The sequence below is a fragment of the Sphingomonas sp. 8AM genome, assembly GCF_902506455.1.
Taxonomy (GTDB): Bacteria; Pseudomonadota; Alphaproteobacteria; order Sphingomonadales; family Sphingomonadaceae; genus Sphingomonas.
The window spans coordinates 3,031,890-3,049,745 of the sequence record NZ_LR733844.1 but is presented as its reverse complement, the minus strand read 5'-3'; the positions used below and the strand labels follow the sequence as shown (position 1 = coordinate 3,049,745).

General features: G+C 68.3%; 15 protein-coding genes. 6 read left to right on the top strand and 9 right to left on the bottom strand.

Annotation, left to right across the window (positions count from 1 at the left end; genetic code table 11):
* Positions 1 to 153: 153 nt before the first annotated feature.
* The 5 genes from ntrX to dusB all read right to left on the bottom strand — a co-directional run bounded on the left by ntrX (position 154) and on the right by dusB (position 7,534).
* A complete protein-coding gene (ntrX, locus tag BACI71_RS14395; protein ID WP_159759742.1) occupies positions 154 to 1,524 on the bottom strand; it encodes a nitrogen assimilation response regulator NtrX in 1,371 nt (456 codons plus the stop codon).
* 5 nt (positions 1,525 to 1,529) lie between these two features.
* Positions 1,530 to 3,767 (bottom strand): sensor histidine kinase, encoded by a 2,238-nt coding sequence (locus BACI71_RS14390; RefSeq protein WP_159759740.1) that lies wholly within the window; start codon positions 3,765 to 3,767, stop codon positions 1,530 to 1,532.
* Positions 3,768 to 4,077: 310 nt separating this feature from the next.
* Positions 4,078 to 5,484, bottom strand: coding sequence for a nitrogen regulation protein NR(I) (ntrC, locus tag BACI71_RS14385; protein ID WP_159759738.1), 1,407 nt, complete (start codon positions 5,482 to 5,484; stop codon positions 4,078 to 4,080).
* Positions 5,481 to 6,542, bottom strand: coding sequence for a two-component system sensor histidine kinase NtrB (locus tag BACI71_RS14380; RefSeq protein ID WP_159759736.1), 1,062 nt, complete (start codon positions 6,540 to 6,542; stop codon positions 5,481 to 5,483). Before BACI71_RS14380 ends, ntrC begins: the two co-directional genes overlap by 4 nt.
* Entirely contained in the window at positions 6,542 to 7,534 is a 993-nt protein-coding gene (gene dusB / locus BACI71_RS14375) for a tRNA dihydrouridine synthase DusB (RefSeq protein ID WP_159759734.1), read from the bottom strand. Before dusB ends, BACI71_RS14380 begins: the two co-directional genes overlap by 1 nt.
* 444 nt (positions 7,535 to 7,978) lie before the next feature.
* On the opposite strand from dusB, the gene BACI71_RS14370 reads away from it, so the two are divergent.
* From BACI71_RS14370 to BACI71_RS14360, 3 genes are read left to right on the top strand one after another with little or no spacing between them, the layout of a single operon-like run.
* Positions 7,979 to 9,106, top strand: coding sequence for a bifunctional 2-C-methyl-D-erythritol 4-phosphate cytidylyltransferase/2-C-methyl-D-erythritol 2,4-cyclodiphosphate synthase (locus tag BACI71_RS14370; protein ID WP_159759732.1), 1,128 nt, complete (start codon positions 7,979 to 7,981; stop codon positions 9,104 to 9,106).
* Complete coding sequence (locus BACI71_RS14365; protein WP_159759730.1) at positions 9,103 to 9,633, top strand: hypothetical protein; 531 nt, start codon at positions 9,103 to 9,105, stop codon at positions 9,631 to 9,633. Before BACI71_RS14370 ends, BACI71_RS14365 begins: the two co-directional genes overlap by 4 nt.
* Positions 9,630 to 10,142, top strand: coding sequence for a CinA family protein (locus tag BACI71_RS14360; RefSeq protein WP_159759728.1), 513 nt, complete (start codon positions 9,630 to 9,632; stop codon positions 10,140 to 10,142). Before BACI71_RS14365 ends, BACI71_RS14360 begins: the two co-directional genes overlap by 4 nt.
* Here the strand turns inward: BACI71_RS14360 and BACI71_RS14355 are convergent.
* Positions 10,094 to 10,564, bottom strand: coding sequence for a type II toxin-antitoxin system RatA family toxin (locus tag BACI71_RS14355; RefSeq protein WP_159759726.1), 471 nt, complete (start codon positions 10,562 to 10,564; stop codon positions 10,094 to 10,096). The two genes, BACI71_RS14360 and BACI71_RS14355, sit on opposite strands and share 49 nt — an antisense overlap.
* 6 nt (positions 10,565 to 10,570) lie before the next feature.
* Positions 10,571 to 11,512, bottom strand: coding sequence for a lipoyl synthase (gene lipA, locus BACI71_RS14350; protein WP_328804092.1), 942 nt, complete (start codon positions 11,510 to 11,512; stop codon positions 10,571 to 10,573).
* 41 nt (positions 11,513 to 11,553) lie between these two features.
* Here lipA and BACI71_RS14345 point away from each other — a divergent pair, with 41 nt between their 5' ends.
* Positions 11,554 to 12,183 carry a carbonic anhydrase gene (locus tag BACI71_RS14345; RefSeq protein WP_159759722.1) on the top strand — a complete coding sequence of 210 codons (630 nt, stop codon included), beginning with the start codon at positions 11,554 to 11,556 and terminating at the stop codon, positions 12,181 to 12,183.
* A gap of 367 nt (positions 12,184 to 12,550) precedes the next feature.
* On the opposite strand, the gene aspS is transcribed toward BACI71_RS14345, so the two are convergent.
* Positions 12,551 to 14,368, bottom strand: a complete 1,818-nt coding sequence (gene aspS, locus BACI71_RS14340) for an aspartate--tRNA ligase (protein ID WP_159761228.1) — start codon at positions 14,366 to 14,368, stop codon at positions 12,551 to 12,553.
* Between the two features lie 121 nt (positions 14,369 to 14,489).
* Here aspS and rnd point away from each other — a divergent pair, with 121 nt between their 5' ends.
* Both rnd and BACI71_RS14330 read left to right on the top strand, forming a co-directional pair.
* A complete protein-coding gene (rnd, locus tag BACI71_RS14335; RefSeq protein ID WP_159759720.1) occupies positions 14,490 to 15,665 on the top strand; it encodes a ribonuclease D in 1,176 nt (391 codons plus the stop codon).
* On the top strand, positions 15,662 to 15,952 hold the full coding sequence (locus tag BACI71_RS14330) for an I78 family peptidase inhibitor (protein ID WP_159759718.1): 291 nt from the start codon (positions 15,662 to 15,664) through the stop codon (positions 15,950 to 15,952). Before rnd ends, BACI71_RS14330 begins: the two co-directional genes overlap by 4 nt.
* Positions 15,953 to 16,176: 224 nt before the next feature.
* On the opposite strand, the gene BACI71_RS14325 is transcribed toward BACI71_RS14330, so the two are convergent.
* Entirely contained in the window at positions 16,177 to 17,850 is a 1,674-nt protein-coding gene (locus tag BACI71_RS14325; protein WP_159759716.1) for a hypothetical protein, read from the bottom strand.
* Positions 17,851 to 17,856: the final 6 nt, after the last annotated feature.

Genomic DNA, 17,856 nt, shown 5'->3' with positions numbered 1-17,856 from the left:
TGCGCGGGGGCGCCTCGATCGTAGCGGATGTTGGAGGGTGTAGGACAGCCGCCACCTCGTCATTCCCGCAAAGGCGGGAATCCAGAACCCCTGACGCTGGAGGCTCAAACAGGAGCTGCGCATCTGGATTCCCGCCTTCGGGAATGACGAATGTCAGTCTTCCCGCGTCTCGGTGATGCCGAGCAGCTTGAGCTTCCGGTGGAGCGCGGAGCGTTCCATGCCGATGAAGCTGGCGGTGCGCGAGATGTTGCCCGAGAAGCGACGGATCTGGACGCGCAGATATTCGCGCTCGAACGTCTCGCGCGCCTCGCGCAGTGGTGCGCCCATGATCGCGCTGGTGCCGGTGCCGGCATCCTGCGTGCCGAGCACCTCGGCGGGCAGCAGGTCGAGGTCGATGCGCCCGATCCGGTCGCCGGGCGCGAGGATGATCGTCCGCTCGACGACGTTGCGCAATTCGCGGACGTTGCCGGGCCATTCGTAGGATTGCAGCGCGACCAGCGCGTCGGTCGCGATCTCGGGCGGGGGCACGCGGCGGTCGGCAGCGTAATGCGCAGTGAAATGTTCGACCAGCGCGGGGATGTCCTCGCGGCGCTCGGCGAGCGGCGGAATCGTGACGGGCACGACGTTGAGCCGGTAGTAGAGGTCCTCGCGGAAGCGGCTCTCGGCGATCTCGACGCTCAGGTCGCGCGCGGTGGCGGAGACGACGCGGACGTCGACCTTGACGACGCGCGTCCCGCCGACACGCGTGAAGCTCTGGTCGGTCAGCACGCGCAGGATGCGTGCCTGTGTCGCCGGCGGCATGTCGGCGATCTCGTCGAGGAACAGCGTGCCGCCGTGCGCCTGTTCGAGCAGCCCGGTTCGGACGAGGTCGCCGCCTTCCTCGACCCCGAACAGTTCCTCCTCGATCCGCTCCGGGTTCATCCCCGCGGTGCTGGCGATTACGAAATTGGCGTGCGCGCGCTGGCTCCAGCCGTGGAGCAGCCGCGCCGCGACTTCCTTGCCGACGCCGGCCGGCCCCATGATGAGCACGCGGCTTCCGGTCGCCGCCACGCGCTTCAGGGTCGCGCGGACCGCGTTGATCGCGGTCGAGCTGCCGGTCAGATCGGTGCCGCGCCCCGTCGCGGCGCGCAACGACTTGACCTCGGCGCGCAGCCGCTCGGTTTCGGTCGCGCGCTCGACCATCAGCAGCAGCCGCTCGGCCTGGAACGGCTTTTCGATGAAGTCGGACGCACCCTTGCGGATCGCGGCCACCGCGGTGTCGAGCGTCCCGTGCCCGGAAATGACCAACACCGGGATCGACGGATCGCGACGCTTGATCTCCTCGAGCAGGTCGAGTCCGTCGAGCCGCGAGCCCTGCAGCCACACGTCGAGCAGCACAAGGCTGGGGCGGCGCGTCGCGATCGCCTCCAGCGCCGCATCGCTGTCGCCGGCCATGCGCGTGTCATAGCCCTCGTCCTCCAGCACGCCGGCCACGAGTTCGCGGATGTCGAGTTCGTCGTCGACGACAAGGATGTCGATCGCCATGGGTCTCAAATCCGATTTCTGGTCAACGCCGCGATCGTACGATCGTCGTCGTGGGAAGGGGAATGGTCGTCGCTGGCCAGTGCAGCCAGCGGCGCGGTGTCGAAGGACAGGGTGACGATCGTGCCGCCGCCGGGGCGATCGGCGAAGCTGATCGTGCCGAAATGCTCCTCGACGATCTTCTTGACGATCGCCAGGCCGAGCCCGGTGCCGCGCGCACGGGTGGTCATATAGGGCTCGACGATCCGGTCGCGCTCCAGCGGGAGGCCGACGCCGGTGTCCGCGACCGCGATCGTGACGCGGCCATCGCCCTGGGCGAGCGTCATCGTGATGCTCGCCTCGCTGGCATCGGCTTCCTCGACCGCCTCGACCGCATTCTTGACGATATTGGTCAGCGCCTGGCCGAGCTGGCGCCGGTCGCACACCAGTGACGGCGCGGGGTCGGCGTGGTCGAGGACGAAGCGGATGCCGGGGTGCGCGACTTCGTGGAGGAACATCGTCTGGCGCGCGATGTCGACCAGCGACTCCTCGCGGAACACCGGTTTGGGCATCCGTGCGAACGACGAAAATTCGTCGACCATCCGCCGAAGGTCGCCGACCTGCCGCACGATCGTATCGGTGAGCCGTGCAAAGGTGGTGTCGCTGGCGTCGATCTTGCTGCCGTAGCGGCGCTGGAGCCGTTCGGCGGCGAGCTGGATCGGGGTGAGCGGGTTCTTGATCTCATGGGCGATACGTCGCGCGACATCGGCCCAGGCGGCGCGCCGCTGGTCGGTAAGTTGCTGCGTGATGTCGTCGAAGGTGATGATCGGGCCGCTGCCGTCGCGCGCGATCCGCGCCGCGAAGGTGCGCATCTCGCCGGCGACGTTGAGCTGCACCGCCGCCTCGCGCCCCGGCTGGTCGAGCAAGGCGTCGAGTTCGGGGGCGATGTCGTACAGCTTGCGGCCGACCGGCGGCTCGGCCAGCCCCATCAGCGTCTGCGCCGAGCTGTTGATAAGCCGGATCGTGCGATCGCGCGCGTCGATCGAGATCACCCCTGCCGACACGCCCGACATCACCGCCTCGATCAGCGCGCGGCGGCTGTCGAGCTGCGCATTGGCAGTGACGAGCGCGGTGTTCTGCGCGACCAGCCGCGCGGTCATGCTGTTGAAGGCATTGGAGAGCGTACCGATCTCGTCGCGTTCGAGCGTTTCGGGAACGCGCGCCGACAGATCGCCGCCTTCGACGCGGCGCGCGGCGTCGACCAGCTCACCCACCGGGCGGACGAGGCGATCGGCGACGGTCAGCGCGATCCAGACCGCAACGCCGACGATCAGCAGCGAGACGATCAGCAGCGCCGCGTTGAACTGGAGTTGCAGCGAGCGGGCGCGGGCGATCAGCTGGCGGTAATTTGCCAGCGCGGCCTCGGCACGCGCGGTCTGGGTGGTCATCTCCTTCGGGTCGGTGACCCGCGCTGCGTAGAGGTAGAGATCGTCGCTGCCCGGGATTTGCGTGAAGACCTGGATACGGTCGCCGGTGATGATCGTCGCGTTCTGCCCCTGACGCAGCTTGGCGATTGCCGGCCGGGTCACGAACCTCGAGAAATCGACGTCATACGGATTCACGACCGCCAGCGTCCGCACTTCCCCCTGCGGCGTGAGGACGAACAACGCCCCTTCCGACAGGCTGCGGTAATAGACCTGCCGGCCGAAGGTCGAGCGAAACGACAGCGTGTCGATCGAGACTTCCTGCAGCGTGACCGACAGATCCGACGCCATCGTGAAGGTCGCTTCCTGCCATCGCTGGACGATCTGTTCGTACGACGTGCGGGTCAGCGACGCCGCATTCTCGAACATCCCGCGCGACCGGTCGGAATACCAGAATTGCACGCCATACTGGAACAGCAGCGAGGCAAAGATCGTCACCAGCAACGCGGGGATGGCGGCGACCAGTGAGAAAAGGAGCACCAGCCGGACGTGCAACCGGCCGCCCGCACCGATCGACGACCGCTCCGCGCGGCGCAGTGCGACGCGCCGGCCGTACAGCATCATCAACGCAATGCCGCAGACGAGATTGGCGACGAGCAGCGAGGCGACCAGCGGCGGCGCGAGCAGCCGGCCGGGATCACCCTCGCCACGCAGCGCGAAATAGCTGACGAGCGCAACCGCGACCGCGGCGGCGAGCACCATCAGCTCGATCGCCGGTGACACGCCGACACGGCGCAGCGCACCGGGCGAGGAAGCGGAGGAGGATGTCACTCCTGCGAACATTCCCCCCTCGCTACAGCATCAGTGTTGCATGGAAAACACATAATTGCCGATGAGTGATGCAGATCAGGGAGCAGGGGTGGGCGAGCGTAGCGCCGCTCGTCGCCCCGGACTTGATCCGCGCTCCGCTGCCTACCGACACAAGCGTCGCCAAGAAGCGGGACCCCGGATCAAGTCCGGGGTGACGGCCAAGGCGGCGCCTTTCCGTTATTGCGAGCGTAGCGAAGCAATCCAGTGCCGGACCAGGACGCCCTGGATTGCTTCGCTGCGCTCGCAATGACGGGTCAATGTCCGAGATTCGACAGGACCGGCCTCAAACGTCGATCCCTAGCATATCCAGCCGCTTGCGCAGCGTGTTGCGGTTGAGGCCGATCGCGCGGGCGGCGCGGAGCTGGTTGCCCCCGTGGCGCGCGAGCATCGCCTCGATCAACGGGCGTTCCACCTCGCCGATGATCCGCGCGTAGAGCGAGCCGTCGTCGAGCGCGCGCGGTTCCTGCCGCGCCAGCCGCTCGATCATCGCGCGCACCGCTGCCTCGATCCCCGGATCGGGCGCGGCCTCTGCCGTCGCGCCGCCGCCGATCGTCGCGTTCAGCTCCGCCGCGCCGATCCGGTCGTCGCGCGATAACGCGGCGAGCCGGCGCATCAGATTTTCCAGCTCGCGGACGTTGCCGGGCCAGTCGTGCGCCTCCAGCACCGCAACCGCGTCCTGCTCGAGCGTCTTGCGGGGCAGCCCTTCGGCAGCGGCGCGGTCTAGGAAATGCCGCGCCAGCTCCGCAACGTCGCCGCGGCGTTCGCGCAGCGGGGGGAGCGCGATCGGGACGACGTTGAGCCGGTAGTAGAGGTCTTCGCGGAACTGGCCGCTTGCCACCGCCTGTTGCAGGTCGCGGTTGGTGGCGGCGACGATGCGGACGTCGGCGCGGATCGTGCGCGCGCCGCCGACGGTCGTGAACTCGCCCGATTGCAGCACGCGCAGCAGCCGCGTCTGCGCCTCGATCGGCATGTCGCCGATCTCGTCGAGGAACAGCGTGCCCCCCGCCGCCTGCTCGAAGCGGCCGGCGTTGCGCTGCGCCGCGCCGGTGAAGGCGCCGCGTTCGTGCCCGAACAATTCCGCCTCGATCAGCTCGCGCGGGATCGCGGCCATGTTGATGGGCACGAACGGCGCGGCGCGCCGCGCGCCGAGATCGTGGATCGCGCGCGCGACCAGCTCCTTGCCGGTGCCCGACTCGCCCGACACCAGCACGGTCAGGTCGTTCGAGACGACGCGCGCGATCACGCGGTACACGTCCTGCATCGCCGGCGAGCGCCCGATCAACGGCAGCGAGGGGTCGTCGTCATTCGCCTGCGTCTCGCCGCCGCGCCCGCCGCGTGCGAGCGCCGCGGCAACGGTGCGGGTCAGCGTGTCAAGGTCGAACGGCTTCGGAAGATAATCGTAGGCGCCGGCCTCGGTGGCGCGCACCGCGGTGGTCAGCGTGTTACGCGCCGACAGCACGATCACCGGCAGATCGGGGCGCGCGGCGAGCACCTGCGCGACATGGTCGATCCCGTCGCCATCGGGGAGCACCACGTCGCTGAGCAAGACGTCGGGCGGGTGGCTCGCCAGTTCGCGCCCCAGTTCGGCGAGGGTCGCGGCGGTGCGCACCTCGTGCCCGGCGCGGCGCAATGCGTGCGCGACGACGGTGCGGATCGCGTCGTCGTCGTCGACCAGCAGGACGCGGGTCATGCGCTGGCCCGCGGCAGGAGGATGCGGAACACGGTCTGGTGGGGCGTACCCTCGCGCGAATATTGGACGATCCCGCCCATGTCGCGGACCAGCTTGTCGACCAGAGCGAGCCCCAGCCCCTTGCCCTCCGGGTGGCCCGACACGAACGGGTCGAACAGGTGGTCGGCGATGTCGGCGGGCGCGCCGGGTCCGCTGTCGATCACGCAGATTTCGATCGGCAGCGGGGTGCGCCCGCGCCCCTTCCCCGCCGCGACCGTCACGCCGTGACGATAGGCGGTGGCGAGCGTGATGCGACGCTCGCCGCGCTCGCCCAGCGCGGCGGCGGCGTTCTTGAGCAGATTGAGGATCACCTGCAGCAACGAGTCGCTGTTGCCCATCGCGGGCGGCAGCGACGGATCGTAGCGTTCCTCGATCGTCACGCCGCGCGCGAAGCCGGCCAGCGCGACGCCGCGCGCGTGCGCGAGCAAGGGATAGATGTTCATCGGCGACACCTCGCGCGGGCGGGTGTCGGTGAAATCCTCCATATGATCGATCAGCGCGGTGATGCGGTCGACCTCGGCGATCATCAATTGCGTCAGCTCGGCAGTGTCGACGCCGTCCGCGATCAGTTGCGCCGCGCCGCGGATGCTCGACAGCGGGTTCTTGATCTCGTGCGCGAGCATCGCCGCCGCACCGACCGCCGAGCGCGCCGCCGCCGCACGGTCGGTCGAGACGCCCAGCCGCCGCGACGCGCCGGCATGGTGGAGCGTGATCGTGCGCCAGCCGGGATGATCGACCACCGCCGCCTCGATCAGGTCGACGCGCAGCCGCAGCCCGCGCGCGGCCTCGACATCGGCGTCGAAGATCGCGAAGGCGTGCGCGTCGCGCCGCGCGTCGGCATCGGGGAACGACAGGATCGCGCCGAGCGGCTGGCCGAGCATCGCGCGCTCGGACAGGTTGAGCAGCGTCTCGCACTCAGCATTGACGCGCGCGATCCGGTCCGCGGCATCGACCACCAGCACCGCGACCGGCAGCGCGGCGAGCAGCTCCGCCGCCTCCGGGCCGCGCGTGGTGAGCATCACGCCGCTTCGCTCAGCCGGTAGGGGGCGTAGAAGTCGGCGAGCATCGCCTTGACGCGGTCCGCGTCAGGCTCCTGATTGACGCGGTTGCGGAATTCCGCCGAGCCGTTCAGTCCCTTGGTGTACCAGCCGATATGCTTGCGCGCCATGTTGACGCCGGTGAAGGTGCCGTAATGCTCCAGCATCGCGTCATAATGTTCGGCGATCACGCGATATTGCTCGTCGAGCGACGGGTCGGGCAGCCGCTCGCCGGTGCGCAGCCAGTGCATGACCTGCGCGAGCAGCCACGGGCGGCCATAGGCGCCGCGCCCGATCATGATTCCGTCCGCGCCCGATTGCTCCAGCGCCGCCTCGGCATCCTCGACCGAGCAGATGTCGCCATTGGCAATTACCGGGATCGCCACCGCGTCCTTGACCGAGCGGATGAAGCGCCAGTCGGCGCTGCCCTTGTACATCTGGTTGCGGGTGCGGCCGTGGACGGTCACCATCTTCACGCCGAGGTCCTCGGCGATCCGCGCGAGTTCGGGGGCGTTGAGGCTGTCGTGGCACCAGCCCATCCGCATCTTTAGCGTCACCGGCGCGTCGACCGCAGCGACGATCGCCTCGATCAACTGCGTCGCGAGCTTGAGGTCGCGCATCAGCGCCGAGCCGGCGTCGCCGTTCGTCACCTTGCGGACCGGGCACCCCATGTTGATGTCGATGATCGCGGCGCCCTTGTCACGCGCCAGCTTCGCGGCCTCGGCCATTTCATAGGGGGTGCAGCCGACAAGCTGCATCGACACCGGCTCCTCGGAGAGGTTCCACGCCGCCTTCTGGATCGACTGGCGCGTCTCGCGGATCGCGGCCTGGCTGGCGATCATCTCGGTGACGTTGAGCCCCGAGCCATAGCGGCGGACGAGCGTGCGGAACGGCTGGTCGGTCACGCCCGTCATCGGCGCGAGAACGACGGGCTCGTCGATGCGGACGTCGCCGATCTGGATGGGTCGGAGCATAAGGGTTTCGGATACTGCCTGAAAAATGGGCAGATAGGCGACTTGGGTGATTCGGGCAAGGTTGGGGGCAATCGGCACGCATTCCTCCCCTCCCTTTGTCATCCCGGACTTGATCCGGGATCCCGCGACTTACCCGGCCCGCCAGGAAGAAGCGGGGCCCCGGATCAAGTCCGGGGCGACGGATGAGGGGCTGTTCGGATCGAAATACGACGGCGCCCCGCCGATCCGACTGAGGCTTCGTCATTGCGAGCGTAGCGAAGCAATCCAGTGCCGGACCACGACGCTCTAAATCGCTTCGCTACGCTTGCAATGACGGATAGGTTTCCGTTTACGCTCAGCCTGTCGAAGCACCTGCGTGCGGGACACGCCCTTCGACAAGCTCAGGACGAACGGCGGGCGGGAGAAGCCATTCCCTCGCGCTCGATCCTCCTTTAGGGCCGCGGCATGACCACGGTCGCCCTTATCGTCGCCGCCGGCACCGGCTCCCGCAGCGGCAGCACGCTTCCAAAGCAATTCGCGCCCGTCGCCGGACGCGCGATGCTGGCGTGGAGTTACGATGCGCTCGCCGCGCATCCCGCGATCGAGCGTGTGCTGGTCGTCATCGCGCCCGGGCAGGAGCCGCTGCTGCGCGCCGCGCTGCCCGACGCCGAATGGGTTACCGGCGGCGCGGAACGGCGCGACAGCGTCGCGGCGGGGCTCGCCGCGCTCGGCGACGCGACGCGCGTGCTGGTGCATGACGCCGCGCGGCCGTTCGTCCCCGCGGCAGTGATCGACCGGCTGCTCGCCGCGCTCGACCAGGCCGATGGCGCGATCCCGGTGCTGCCGGTCGCCGACACCTTAGTTGCGACCGACGGCGCGACCGTCGCACGCGACGCGCTGCGGCGGGTGCAGACCCCGCAGGCGTTTCACGGCGACGCACTCACCGCCGCGCACGCCGCGTGGGACGGACCGGTCGCCACCGACGATGCGCAGATGGTGCGCGCGCTGGGCAAAGACGTCGCGATGGTCGAAGGCGACACGATGCTCGACAAGATCACCTACCCCGCCGACTTTGCCGCCGCCGAGGCGCGCGTCGGCACCGAAACGCGCTCGGCCAGCGGCTTCGACGTCCACCGGCTGGAGAATGGCGAGGAATTGTGGCTGGGCGGCGTGCTGATCCCGCATCATCAGGGCCTGTCGGGGCATAGCGACGCCGATGTCGCGCTCCATGCGATCACCGATGCGGTGCTCGGGACGATCGCGGCCGGCGATATCGGCACGCACTTCCCGCCGAGCGACCCGCAATGGCGCGGCGCCGAATCGGGGCAGTTCCTCGCGCACGCCCGCACGCTGGTCGAGGCGCGCGGCGGACGCATCACCTTCGTCGACCTGACGCTGATGTGCGAGGCGCCCAAGATCGGGCCGCATCGGGCAGCGATGCAGGCGCGGATCGCGGAACTTCTCGGGCTCTCGACCGATCGGGTCAGCGTGAAGGCGACCACCACCGAGCGACTGGGGTTCACGGGCCGTGGCGAGGGCATCGCGGCGCAGGCGGTCGCGACCATCGAGCTGCCGCGCGCGGTGCGGGCATGAAGCGCGCCGCAGGGTTGCTTGCGCTCGCCGCGATGCTGGCGGCACCGGCCGCGGCGGCGCAATCGGCATGCCTGAGCGCTACAGACGCCGAGTCGATCGCGCTGGTTGCGATGCCCGAGATCATCCGCAATGCCGGACGCGTCTGCGCGGCGCTGCCCGCGACCAGCCTGTTGCGGCGGCAGGGCGGCGACTTCCTTGCCAAATACGACCGCGAGGCCGATCGCGCGTGGCCGGCGGCGCGCACCGCGATCGCGAAGCTCAGCGATCCGGCGGTGGAACTGCTGCTGCTCAGCGACTATGCGCGCCCGATGCTGACATCGCTTCTCGCGCCGCAGATCACCGGGCGCATCCAGGCCGGCGATTGCCCGACGCTCGACCGGCTGGTGACGCTGCTCGAGCCGCTGCCGGCGCGCAACACCGCCGGGATCGTCGTCGCGACGCTGCAGTATCTGAAGTCGGAGAAGAACAAGGGGAAGCGAACCGACATCCCCGATCTGCCGGTCTGCCCGGCGGGGGCCACACGATGAACGACTTTACCTTGCCGCAGGAACTGGTCGACGCTGCGCGCCGCGTGGTGGAGGCGAACCGTGCCGCGGGACGCCGCGTCGCGATCGCCGAAAGCTGCACCGGCGGGCTGGTCGCGGCGGCGCTGACCGAGATCCCCGGCTCGTCCGAGGTCGTCGAGGCCGGGTTCGTGACCTATTCCAACTCCGCCAAGCAGAAGCTGCTCAACGTCAGCGGTGATGTGCTCGACACGTTCGGCGCGGTGTCGATCGCGGTGGCGTGGAGCATGGCGCAGGGCGCGCTCGCCAAGTCCGACGCCGATGTCGCGGTCGCGATCACCGGGGTCGCCGGGCCGGGCGGCGGCAGCGAGAAGAAGCCGGTCGGCACCGTCGTGTTCGCGCGCGCCGAGCGCGGCGGCGACCCCGCGGACGTCATCGCCGACAAGCGCTTCTTCGGCGACCTCGGCCGCGGCGGGGTACGCCTTCAGGCCGCGCTGTGTGCGCTGGAGCTGTTGCTACCGGCCGCACCGTAGAGCTTGGCGGCGCGTTCCTCGAACGCGCCGATCATCCGGCGCAGCGCGACGCCGAACACCTGCCCGGCCAGCATCTCGAACATCCGGTTCTTGAACGCGAAATCGACCGAGAAGTCGACGAGACACCCGCCCTCGCCGTCCGGCCGGAAGCGCCAGTCGTTGTTGAGATATTTGAGCGGCCCCTCGATATATTCGACGCGGATCGTCTCGGGGTGGTGTTTGGTCACTTTCGACGTGAAGGTCTCGCGCAGCCCCTTGAAGCCGACGATCATGTCGGCGAGCGTCTCCTCGATCGTATCCTTGCGGACGCGCATCGCGCTGACCCACGGCAGGAATTCCGGGTAGCGCCGCACATCCGCGACCAGATCGAACATCTGCTCCGGCGTATAGGGCAGCCGCCGCGTCTCGCTATGCTTTGGCATTCGGGATCAGGCGGGGAGACGTGCGGCCAGCTTCGCGTCGCGCGCCGCCTTCATCTTCGCGAAATCGTCGCCCGCGTGATAGCTCGACCGCGTCAGCGGCGACGAAGCGACCAGCAGGAAGCCCTTCGCGCGCCCGATCGCGGCATAGGCGTCGAACGCCGCCGGGGTAACGAAATCGGCGACCTTCGCGTGGCGGGGCGTCGGCTGTAGGTACTGGCCCATCGTCAGGAAATCGATGTCGGCAGAACGCATGTCATCCATGACCTGATGAACTTCCAGCCGTTCCTCGCCCAGACCGAGCATGATGCCGGACTTGGTGAAGATCGATGGGTCAAGTTTCTTGACGCTTTCAAGCAACCGGAGCGAGGCATAGTAACGCGCGCCGGGCCGGATGGTTGGATACAGCCGCGGCACGGTTTCCAGATTGTGATTATATACGTCCGGACGCGCGGCAACGATTGCCTCAACCGCCGCCTCATGCTTGTTGCGGAAATCGGGGGTCAGAATTTCAATCGTGGTATTTGGATTGGTGCGACGGATGGCCTCGATGACCCTCACGAACTGCTTCGCACCACCATCGGGCAGATCGTCGCGATCCACCGAGGTCACGACGATATGCGCCAACCCCATCTGCGCCGCCGCATCGGCGACGTTCTCCGGCTCCATCGGATCGACCGCGCGCGGCATCCCCGTCTTCACGTTGCAGAAGGCGCAGGCGCGCGTGCACGTATCGCCCAGGATCATGACGGTGGCGTGCTTCTTGGTCCAGCACTCCCCGATGTTCGGGCAGGCGGCCTCTTCGCACACCGTCGTCAAGCTCTTCGAGCGCATCAGCGCGCGAGTCGCGGCGAAGCCCTCGCTGGTCGGGGCCTTTACCCGAATCCAGTCGGGCTTGCGTTGCCGCTGGGGAGCCGGGAGCGGGGTCATATCGTTCATGGGCGTCCAGATAGCGTTTACTTCCACCTGAAACAACGAAGGGCTTTTACAGCATGAGAAAGTTCCACGACCTCATCGAGGGCTATTACCGCTTTCGCGGCAACGAATGGATCGAGGAGCGCGAGAACTGGAGCAAGCTGGCCGAGGGCCAGGCGCCCAAGGTGATGGTGATCGCCTGTTCGGACAGCCGCGTCGATCCCGCGACGATCTTCGGCACCGTACCGGGCGAGGTGTTCGTGGTGCGCAACGTCGCCAATCTGGTGCCGCCGTTCGATCCGTCGGGTGGTCTGCATGGCGTCTCGGCGGCGGTCGAGTTCGCGGTGACGGTGCTGAAGGTCGACGAGATCCTCGTGCTGGGCCACGGCCAGTGCGGCGGCGTCAAGGCGTCGCTGTCTGGTGCGCTGCGCGACGCCAAGCCGGGTGAAGGCGGGTTCGTCGCCGAGTGGATCAAGCTGCTCGACGACGCGCGCGAGAAGGTGATCGCCGAGCATGGCGACGGGCCGGAGGGCCAGAAGGCGCTGGAGCAGGAGGGCGTCAAGGTCTCGATCGCGAACCTGAAGACGTTCCCGTTCGTGCAGCAGCGGCTGGAGGACGGCTCGCTGACGCTGCACGGCGCGGTCTTCGCGATCAAGGACGGCAAGCTGAACGTCCTGCAGGACGACGGGCATTACGAAGCCGCGTAAGCGCTCGTGATGCAAGGCGGCCGCTTCGTTCCTTTCGGGGCGCGGGGCGGCCGTTTGCGTTTTTTGTGGCGTGTGACCCCACCCCAAGCATCGTCGCCCCTGCGTAGGCAGGGGCCTATGGCTGTGGATTGGGAGTGTGCGCGAGCGGACACGCGTGCCGGCCGTGTGTCCGAGCAGTTCGCGAAACGCGACAGACATGGGCCCCTGCCTGCGCAGGGGCGACGGCTTGTGTTGAGCCTCCGCCAAACTGCGTCATGCCCGCGCAGTCGGGAGTCCAGACGCGCAGCTTTTTTGAGAAGGCAGCAACGTCAGCGGTTCTGGATTCCCGCCTTTGCGGAAATGACGGGGGGCAAGAAGCCCCCTCACCTCACCCCGCGTGCGGGCTGACCGTCGCGGTGGCGTCCTTCTTCGGCGCGTCCGCGGTGACGCGCACGCTCAACTCGCGGAGCTGCTTCACCGATGCCGGCGACGGCGCGCCCATCAGCAAATCCTCGGCGCGCTGGTTCATCGGGAACAGCGACACTTCGCGCAGATTCTGCGCGTCGCACACCAGCATCACGATGCGGTCGACACCCGCCGCCATCCCGCCGTGCGGCGGCGCGCCGTACTGGAACGCGCGGTAGAGGCCGCCGAACCGCTCCTCGACGTCCGCCTTCGACAGCCCGACCAGCTCGAACGCCTTGACCATCAGCTCGGGCGACTGATTGCGGATCGAGCCCGACGCGATCTCATAACCGTTGCAGACCAGATCGTACTGATATGCCTTGATTGTCAGCGGGTCCTGCCCGGTCAGCGCGTCCATCCCACCCTGCGGCATCGAGAACGGGTTGTGCGCGAACTCGACCTTCTTCTCGTCCTCGTCATATTCGTAGAACGGGAAGTCGACGATCCAGCACAGCCGGAACGCGCCCTGCTCGATCAGGCCGAGCTGGTCGGCGACGCGGGTGCGCGCCAGCCCGGCGAGCTTGGCAGCCTGCTCCGGCTTGCCCGCGGCGAAGAACAATCCGTCGTCGGGACCAAGACCGAGCGCGGAATAGAGCGCCTCCATCCCCCCGGTGCCGTGATTCTTGGCGATGGGACCACCGAACTCGCCGTTCTTGCGGGTGACGTAGCCGAGCCCGGCATGACCTTCGCCGCGCGCCCAGTCGTTCATCTCGTCGAAGAACTTGCGGCTCTTCTCGGCGGTCTTCGGCGCGGGGATCGCGCGAACGACGCCGCCCGAGCCGACGATCTTCTCGAACAGCCCGAAGCCCGAGGTCGTGAAATGCCCCGACACGTCGGTGATGAGCAGCGGGTTGCGCAGGTCGGGCTTGTCGCTGCCGTACTTCAGCATCGACTCGTCGTAGGGGATGCGCGGAAACTCGCCGACCGGCGTGACGGTGCGGCCATCGGCGAACTTCTCGAAGATGCCGCCGATCACCGGCTCCATCGTCTCCCACACCTCTTCCTGCGTGACGAAGCTCATCTCGAGGTCGAGCTGGTAGAATTCGCCGGGCAGACGGTCGGCGCGCGGGTCCTCGTCGCGGAAGCACGGCGCGATCTGGAAATAGCGGTCGAAGCCGGCGACCATCAGCAACTGCTTGTATTGCTGCGGCGCCTGCGGGAGCGCATAGAACTTGCCCGGATGGATACGGCTCGGCACCAGGAAGTCGCGCGCGCCCTCCGGTGACGAGGCGGTGAGGATCGGGGTCGAATATTCGGTGAAGCCGGCATCCTCCATGCGGCGGCGCATGTCGGAGATCACCTTGGTGCGGCGGACGATATTGGCGTGCAGCGTCTCGCGGCGCAGGTCGAGGAAGCGATAGCGGAGGCGGATGTCCTCGGGATACTCCTGCTCGCCGGCCACCGGCATCGGCAGCTCCTCGGCCGCCGACAGCACGGTCGCGCCACGCGCATAGACCTCGATCTCGCCGGTCGCGAGGTTCGGGTTCACGGTACCCTCCGAGCGGCGCTTCACATTGCCGTCGATCGTCACCACCGACTCGACGCGCACCGCGTCGAGGACCGCCAGCGCGGGCGAGTCGCTATCGGCGACGATCTGCGTGATGCCATAATGGTCGCGCAGGTCGACGAACAGCACGCCGCCGTGATCGCGCTTGCGATGCACCCAGCCGGAGAGGCGGACGGTGTCACCGGCCTGATCGGCGGACAGCGCGGCGCAATGGTGGGTGCGATAGGCGTGCATGATGTCTTTCATCCGTCGGCCCGGCGCAGCCGGGGTTCTTGAGGGCAAGGAGGATAGCGCGCCCTCCCCTTTTCATCCCCTCTTTGTCAAGGCGCGTGCACCCGGCTATGGACGGGCGCCTATGCATGTTCATCCGCTCATCACCGACAGCGCAACGCTCGCCAATCTCTGTGCCCGCCTTGCCGATGCCCCGTTCGTCACCGTCGACACCGAGTTCATGCGCGAGAGCACCTATTACCCGGAGCTCTGCCTGATCCAGATCGCCGATACCGAGGAGGCCGCGGCGATCGATCCGATGGCGCCGGGGATCGATCTCGGACCATTGCTCGACCTGCTGGTCGACAATGAGGAGGTGCTCAAGGTCTTCCACGCCGGCGGGCAGGATATCGAGATCATCTACAACCTGACCGGGCGGACGCCGCATCCGCTGTTCGACACGCAGATCGCGGCGATGGCGCTGGGGCAGGGCGAGCAGATCGGTTACTCGAACCTGGTCGACAGCTGGCTGGGCGTGCAGATCGACAAGGGCGCGCGCTTCACCGACTGGGCGCGCCGCCCGCTCGACGCGCGGCAGATCGAATACGCGATCGGCGACGTGACGCATCTGTCGAACATCTTCCCCAAGATGCTGGAGCGGCTGCGCAAGACCGGGCGCGGCGCGTGGCTGGATCAGGAGATGGAGCGGCTCGCCGACCCGGCCAATTACGCCAACGACCCGGATGTCGCGTGGAAGCGCGTCCGCGTGTCGAGCCGCAAGCCCGAGGTGCTCGGACGACTGAAGGCGATCGCCCGGTGGCGCGAGCTGGAAGCGCAGGCCAAGGACCTGCCGCGCGGCCGGATCGTCAAGGACGAGACGATCGCCGACCTCGCCGGCCACGCCCCACGCAAACAGGCCGATCTCGCCAAGGTGCGTGGCCTTTCGCAGACCTGGGCAGGCAACGACATCGGCGCGCGGTTGATGGCGGCGATCGAGGGCGCGCAGCCGCTGCCCGACGACGAGCTGCCGCCGCGCGAGGATCGCAAGCCGGGGCTCGGCAAGGAGGGCGCGCTGGTCGCCGACCTGCTCAAGCTGCTGCTCAAGATCCGCGCGCGCGATATCGACGTTGCGCCGCGGCTGCTGGCGCGCGGCGACGAGCTGGAATTGCTCGCCGCCGGGCAGCGGCAGGGGTTGCAGATCCTGCAAGGCTGGCGGTTCGACCAGTTCGGGCAGGATGCGCTCGATCTGGTCGAGGGCCGGCTCGGGTTCGCGGTGCAGGACGGGCGGCTGAAGATGACGCGGACGGAGACGGCGGCATGACACGGGTGATCGGGCTAATGACCCTGCTGGCGCTCGGCGCGTGTGCGAAACCGGCGACACCGGTGGCGACGAACGAAGCGCCGGGCGTGCAGTGCGATGCCAATGCGGTGCAGGCGCTGGTCGGGCGGATGGCGGCCGATGTGACCGCCGAGGCGCAACAGCGCAGCGGCGCGCGCTCGGTGCGCAGCTATCGCAGCGGCGACATGATGACGATGGACTTCCGCCCCGACCGGCTGAACGTCGAGCGCGACGCTGCGGGCAAGGTCGTGAAGTTCAGCTGCGGGTGACGTCTCCGCGTCGCCCCGGACGTGATCCGGGGCCGCGCTTCTTCTGCGACCACCGACAGAAAGCGGGAGCCCGGATCACGTCCGGGACGACGTGAAACAGCGCGTTGTCTCGTTAACAATCGTCATTGCGAGCGTGGCGAAGCAATCCAGGGTCGGATGACGATGCTCTGGATTGCTTCCCCCGGCCTTCGCCGGGGTCGCAATGACGGCTCGCAGTGCAGCGGTCAGAACAACCCGTCGTCATCCTCGTCGAACGCCGTCGCCGCCAGCACCGGGGGCTCCATGCCGGGCAGCAGGAACTGCGCGTGGATCGCGCGTTCCGAGGCCATTGTGTAGAGCGCGGCCGCCCACGGCAGCAGCCGGTGCAGCGCGTCCTCGTCGGCGGGGGTCAGCGCGGTGGCGATCGCCTGCCGGTTGAGCACCACCGCGCCGACGTCGAGCCGGTCGGCGAAGACCTGTTCGTGCTGCAACGCGCCGACGTCTTCCTGCAGCGTGGCGATGATCCGCCGTGCCTCGTCACCGCCGTTCGCCATTGCGTGATCGGAGGTCTCGCACGCGCTGCGCACCACCGCCAGCGCATCGTCGAGCGCGCCGGTCGAGCCGCCCGCGCCGTCGCTGCCGCCGGGATGCAGGTCGAGCAGGCCGAGCGATTGCACCACCCGCTCGATGTCGCTGCTCAGTCGCGTCAGCCGCGTCGCGCACGGGTTCACCTCGGTCGCGATCACCGCCACCGCGCGCCCGATGATGCCGTGGCGGCGACACAGCAAACGGGTGTTGGTGGAAATGTCCTGCACGTCCATGGCGATCCGCTGAATCCGCCCCAGCCCGCGCGTGAGATCGGCGATCGTGTTGGCGACGAAGGCGGTCAATCCTTCCAGCTGCCGATCGGCGTCGCTGAGCCGCCCGGTGACATGACCGAGCCGGGCGATGCCGCTTTGCAGCTTGTTGAGCGCCTCGCTCTCCTCGCCCTGCGCCTGCGCGGCGATGATCTTCATCAATCCCCCGGCCAGCGGGCCGAGTTGCGCGAGCGAGCCAACCAGGGCGCCCATCTCGCGGCGGAAATCCTCCGCGATGCCCGCCATCTGCGCCGCCACCAGTCGCGAGAGATGCGCGCTGGCCCCCGGCGCGTCACGCTCCGCATGGGCCGCGCGCAGGATCGCCACGCAATGTTCGACGCGCTGGCGCACGCTGTCGCCGACCTGGATCGCGCCGAGGATGCGCGCGACCTCGGCCTGTACCTGCTGCATGATCGCGCGGACGTCGCGCGCCATTCGCGCGGTCGCCTCGAGATGGCGTTCCAGCACGTCGGCGTCGCCCGACAATTCGGCGGGTACCGTCGCCGGCACCTTGCGGCATTCGTCGGCGAGCAGGTCGTCCGCTTCCTTGACGTCGCGCACCACGGTGCCGAAGCTGGCGAGTTCCTGCTCGAACTGTTTCAGCTCGCGGCGTCCGCTGTCGAGCTTGCCCTCCATGCCGGTCGCGAATTGCACGAACGACATTTCGCCGGACGAGGCGATCTTGATGTTCATGCCATAGATGCTGAGCGTGCGGAGCAGCTCGGCGACGTCGGACAGCAGGTCGCGCAGTTCGCGCGTGCGCAGCGTCAGCGCGCCGATCTGCCCGGCGCGCTGGCGACGCTGCTCGGGCAAGGTGCCGAGCCGGTGCGCCGCCTGCCGCAACTTGTCGACCGCCGCGCCGGCCACCTCGGGCGACAGCGCGCGCTGGACCTCGTCGAGCCCGGTCGCCATCCGATCGACGGTATCGATCGTCGAGGCGAGCGTCTCGCCGACCGCGCGGAACCGCGACTCGAGATCGCCGATCAGCAGGTCGAGATCGTCGGCCAGTCCGCCCAGTGGCAGCGCCGTCGCGGTCGCCGGATCGATTGTGCTCAGCAGCATCCCTGT